The organism is Eubacterium ramulus, from assembly GCF_003122485.1.
Taxonomy (GTDB): Bacteria; Bacillota; Clostridia; order Lachnospirales; family Lachnospiraceae; genus Eubacterium_I; species Eubacterium_I ramulus_A.
This window is the reverse complement of the sequence record NZ_JRFU01000090.1, coordinates 1-5,063: the sequence shown is the minus strand read 5'-3', so window position 1 is coordinate 5,063 and position 5,063 is coordinate 1. Positions and strand designations below refer to the sequence as shown.

Below are 5,063 nucleotides of genomic sequence, written 5' to 3'. Positions count from 1 at the left end.
TGTTTCGTTAGAAATTTCACAAAAAAGGTTGAAATCTGCAAAATTTGTGGTAAAATATAGACGAAGTTTCGGGGAAAACACGAAACGAAATGTGAAAAATTGCTAAAAACAGCAGAACTTTATCTGCTTGCAAAACACAATGTATATTTTAGGAGGAATTAGAAATGGCAAAATGGGTGTACTTATTTAGCGAAGGTAACGCCAGCATGCGCGAACTTCTTGGAGGTAAAGGTGCAAACCTTGCTGAGATGACAGGTCTTGGACTTCCGGTACCACAGGGCTTCACTATTACTACAGAGGCTTGTACACAGTACTACGAGGATGGCCGTGAAATTAACGATGAGATTCAGGGACAGATCAACGAGTACATTGGTAAGATGGAAGAAATTACTGGTAAAAAATTCGGTGACAAGGAGAATCCATTGCTCGTATCAGTTCGTTCTGGTGCAAGAGCTTCTATGCCGGGTATGATGGATACAATCTTAAACCTTGGTCTGAATGAGACAGTAGTTGAGGTATTAGCAGAGAAATCCGGAAATCCGCGTTGGGCATGGGATTGCTATCGTAGATTTATTCAGATGTATTCCGACGTTGTTATGGAAGTCGGCAAAAAATATTTCGAGCAGCTCATCGATGAGATGAAAGAGAAAAAAGGCGTTACTTATGACGTAGAGCTTACAGCAGAAGACTTAAAAGAACTTGCTGGACAGTTCAAAGCTGAGTACAAAGCTAAAATCGGACAGGACTTCCCGGATGATCCGAAGGAGCAGTTAATGGGAGCTGTTAAAGCAGTATTCCGTTCTTGGGATAACCCACGTGCAAACGTTTACCGTCGTGACAACGATATCCCGTATAGCTGGGGTACAGCTGTAAACGTACAGGCTATGGCATTTGGTAACATGGGTGATGACTGTGGTACAGGTGTTGCATTTACTCGTGACCCGGCTACAGGCGAGAAGAAACTGATGGGTGAGTTCCTGATCAATGCACAGGGCGAGGACGTAGTTGCTGGTGTTCGTACACCGATGCCGATCGCTAAGATGGAAGAGGAATTCCCGGAAGCATATGCTCAGTTCGTTCAGGTTTGCAAAACTCTGGAAGATCACTACAGAGATATGCAGGATATGGAGTTTACTGTTGAGAACAGAAAACTTTACATGTTACAGACACGTAATGGTAAGAGAACAGCTCAGGCTGCATTAAAGATCGCTTGTGATCTGGTAGATGAGGGAATGAGAACAGAGAAAGAGGCTGTAGCTATGATCGAGCCACGTAACCTTGACGCTCTGCTTCACCCGACATTCGATACAGCAGCATTAAAAGCTGCTACACCAATCGCAAAAGCACTTGGCGCTGCTCCTGGAGCTGCTTGTGGTAAAATCGTATTTACAGCAGATGACGCTGTAGAATGGGCTGAGAGAGGCGAGAAAGTTGTTCTGGTTCGTCTTGAGACATCTCCGGAAGATATCACAGGTATGAAAGCTTCTCAGGGTATCCTGACAGTTCGTGGTGGTATGACATCTCATGCAGCAGTAGTTGCTCGTGGTATGGGTGCTTGCTGTGTATCCGGATGTGGCGATATCATTATGGATGAAGAAAACAAGAAATTTACACTTGCAGGAAAAGAGTATCATGAAGGTGATGTAATCTCCTTTGATGGTTCTACAGGTAATATTTATGACGGAGCAATCCCGACAGTTGAAGCTACTATCGCCGGCGAGTTCGGAAGAATCATGGCTTGGGCTGACAAATATAGAAAATTAAAAGTTCGTACAAATGCTGATACACCGGCAGATGCTAAAAAAGCTCGTGAGCTTGGTGCAGAAGGTATCGGACTTTGCCGTACAGAGCATATGTTCTTCGAAGGCGACAGAATTGACGCTTTCCGTGAGATGATCTGTGCAGATACAGTAGAAGAGAGAGAAGTAGCTCTTGAGAAAATCTTACCGTATCAGCAGGGTGACTTCGAGCAGTTATACGAGGCAATGGAAGGCGAAGCAGTTACAATTCGTTTCCTTGATCCGCCACTTCATGAGTTCGTTCCGACAGAGGAAGAGGACATCAAGAAACTGGCAGATGCTCAGGGTAAATCCGTAGAGCAGATCAAAGCTATCATTGAAGGTCTGAAAGAGTTCAACCCGATGATGGGACATCGTGGATGCCGTCTTGCTGTAACATATCCGGAAATCGCTAAAATGCAGACAAAAGCAGTTATCCGTGCAGCAATCAACGTATCCAAAGCTCATCCGGATTGGAACATGGTACCAGAGATCATGATTCCGTTAGTAGGCGATATCAAAGAGTTAAAATATGTTAAGAAATTTGTTACAGAGACAGCTGACGCTGAGATCGCAGCAGCAGGTGTTGATCTGAAATACGAAGTTGGTACTATGATCGAGATCCCGCGTGCAGCATTAACAGCTGACGAGATCGCTACAGAGGCTGAGTTCTTCTGCTTCGGTACAAACGACTTAACACAGATGACATTTGGTTTCTCCCGTGATGATGCAGGTAAATTCCTGGATGCTTACTATGACGCTAAGATCTTCGAGAATGATCCATTTGCAAAACTGGATCAGGATGGAGTTGGTAAACTGATGGAGATGGCACTGAAACTTGGTAAACCGGTTCGCCCAACATTACATTGTGGTATTTGTGGAGAGCACGGCGGAGATCCTTCTTCCGTAGAGTTCTGCCATAAGATCGGACTTGATTACGTTTCCTGCTCACCATTCCGTGTACCGATCGCTCGTCTTGCAGCAGCACAGGCAGCAATCGCTGATGAGAAATAAAATTTCTAGTTGATTCATATGACTAAATAATTTATAATAGGCATATCGCATGACGCGGTATGCCTATTATTTTGAAAGGAACAAAGGAACAGTGGCAAAGAGTCAGAAAACCTATGGGATAGTCGTGGACTATTTTAAGAAAAAAATTATAGCGGGAGATTTAAAACCTGGAGAGAAACTTCCGCCGGAGCGGGAGATTGCGGAGGAACTGGGGGTCAGCCGTAATTCTGTTCGGGAAGCCATTCGTTTTATGGATATGACAGGTGTTATATCTTCCCAGCAGGGATCCGGTAATTATATTACCTGTGATTTCCAGAGCAGTCTGGAGGAAACCATGGGCATGATGTTTGCCATGGATCAGATTGATTATATACAGATCAGCCAGATTCGTTATTCTCTGGAGCGTCTGGCGTTTACACTGGCGTTGGATCATGCTTCTGAGGAAGAAATCCGACTGATGGAGGAGTACGTCAATAAGCTGGATAAGAGTACGGATGCCAGCGTGAACAATGAACTAGATAAGAAAATTCACTATACATTGGCAAGAGCTTCGGGAAATGTTTTGATTCTGGATATTCTGGAAGCGTGTTCCAGTGTCATTGACGAATTTGTCAAAGATCTGCGTCGGGAGATCATTCGAAAAGAATCTGGAAAAGAAGCATTAAATGCCTGTCATCATCGGATTGTCAAAGCACTGCGGGAGCATAATCGTGAAGATGGCATTCTGGCACTGAAGGAGCATTTTGCCATTATTGATGAGATTCTGTTGGAATGGAAGAATCGATAAGCAGACAGAGAAGAAAATGAGTACAAAGAGAAAACCACAGCTTGGAGGAGAACAAGCTGTGGTTTTCTTTTTGTTTTGAGGAAAAATATTGAATATAAAAGTAATATCTCAATGTTGTTGAATAAACGGAGTGACATCTGTAGTGCGCAGTGCAGTCTCCGCAACTTCCCATATCTTTGAATCTACACCGTGAGAGGCATAGGAAGGGCGCAGATGATCCTGCATGGCTTTGATACAGGCGTTCGTATTGCGATCATTTAATGCCTGAAGGATATCCAGGTGACCAGCAAGATTACAGAACGTAGCTCCGTTTTCGGAATAATGCTGAATCTGGATCAGACGACCTTTTTTGGTAAGCTGTTCCTGAATGTCAGTAAATACCTGATTGCCGGAAAGCTCCACTAAAACCTGATGAAATTTGAAATCCAGCCGGATTCGTTCCATAATATCATTTCGATCAGAGGCACGCTGGCAGTCTGCAGCAATGCTCATCAGATCCTGTAAGTCTTTGTTACTTGCGTTTAATACGATCAGCGGTGCGACAGTAGTGTCGATCGCAAGGCGAACCAAACCGATATCCTGTTTCTCCTTTGCGGTAAATGTATGGATCCGGGCAAATGTGCCGGTAGAGAGATCTACCAGACCATCGCCGGCAAGGCGTCGGATTGCTTCGCGCACCGGTGTGCGGCTGATTTCCAGTTCGTTAATAAGCTGCTGTTCCACTAGTCGGTCGCCAGACTGATACTTCAATGAATATATCATATCAAGCAGCTTTTCATAAGCTGTGTCTGCTAATGTCTGTTTCATATGGTTATACCTATCCCTTATCTTCAACCCGAAAGTTGATACTGCGAAGAACAAATACTATATAGAAGAAACAGAACTGTTTTTTCTATAGCAGGATAAGTTCTATGTTGGTAGTTACATTTTTGATACCACTAGTATATAATTTTTGAAACTGTTTGTCAATCTATAAAATTGTATACCAAAATAAAAAGAAAATGGCGATATGTTAATGGTTAAAAAATCTGATAAATTTGCTTTGGATGTCAAAAAAAGAGAAAAATAAAGCTAATAATGCAAAGTGCAAAAAAGTAACTGTAGGAAATTGTGCATATTTTATAAAGTAAATAAATTTAAATAAAAATAATTGGCACAAATGCCCCATAGATGTATATTGCAAGCAGGAAGTATATTATTTCCGAAATAGTATACAATTCAAGAAAAGAAATACCAGTAAAAACATAATGGTATACAATTTATGAAAAGAAATACCGCGGAAGATAGTAATGGATACGATTTATGAAAGGAGATGATTGTTTGTCAGAGTATATCCTTGAAATGAAAGATATCAGCAAGGGCTTTGCAGGGGTTAAGGCTCTGGATCATGTACAGTTGCAGGTGAAACCCGGTGAGGTACATGCCAGTTTACGAAAATATCAGATGGGAGATGACTCCCACCTCTATAGGTGGTGAGAAACAAG

The 5,063-nt window shown here is 42.6% G+C and carries 4 protein-coding genes; 3 read left to right on the top strand and 1 reads right to left on the bottom strand.

Annotated features, from left to right (window positions below):
- The first annotated feature begins 164 nt into the window (after nucleotides 1–164).
- A complete protein-coding gene (gene ppdK / locus LG34_RS08130) occupies nucleotides 165–2,792 on the top strand; it encodes a pyruvate, phosphate dikinase (protein WP_109215636.1) in 2,628 nt (875 codons plus the stop codon).
- A 91-nt stretch (nucleotides 2,793–2,883) separates the two neighbouring features.
- Nucleotides 2,884–3,579, top strand: a complete 696-nt coding sequence (locus LG34_RS08125; protein WP_181369327.1) for a FadR/GntR family transcriptional regulator — start codon at nucleotides 2,884–2,886, stop codon at nucleotides 3,577–3,579.
- Nucleotides 3,580–3,687: 108 nt separating this feature from the next.
- On the opposite strand, the gene LG34_RS08120 is transcribed toward LG34_RS08125, so the two are convergent.
- Nucleotides 3,688–4,386: a GntR family transcriptional regulator gene (locus LG34_RS08120; protein ID WP_109215634.1), complete on the bottom strand. Its 699-nt coding sequence runs from the start codon at nucleotides 4,384–4,386 to the stop codon at nucleotides 3,688–3,690.
- Nucleotides 4,387–4,899: 513 nt separating this feature from the next.
- Between LG34_RS08120 and LG34_RS16710 the strand changes: the two genes are divergently transcribed.
- Nucleotides 4,900–5,055 carry a hypothetical protein gene (locus LG34_RS16710; RefSeq protein WP_177957418.1) on the top strand — a complete coding sequence of 52 codons (156 nt, stop codon included), beginning with the start codon at nucleotides 4,900–4,902 and terminating at the stop codon, nucleotides 5,053–5,055.
- Nucleotides 5,056–5,063 lie beyond the last annotated feature (8 nt).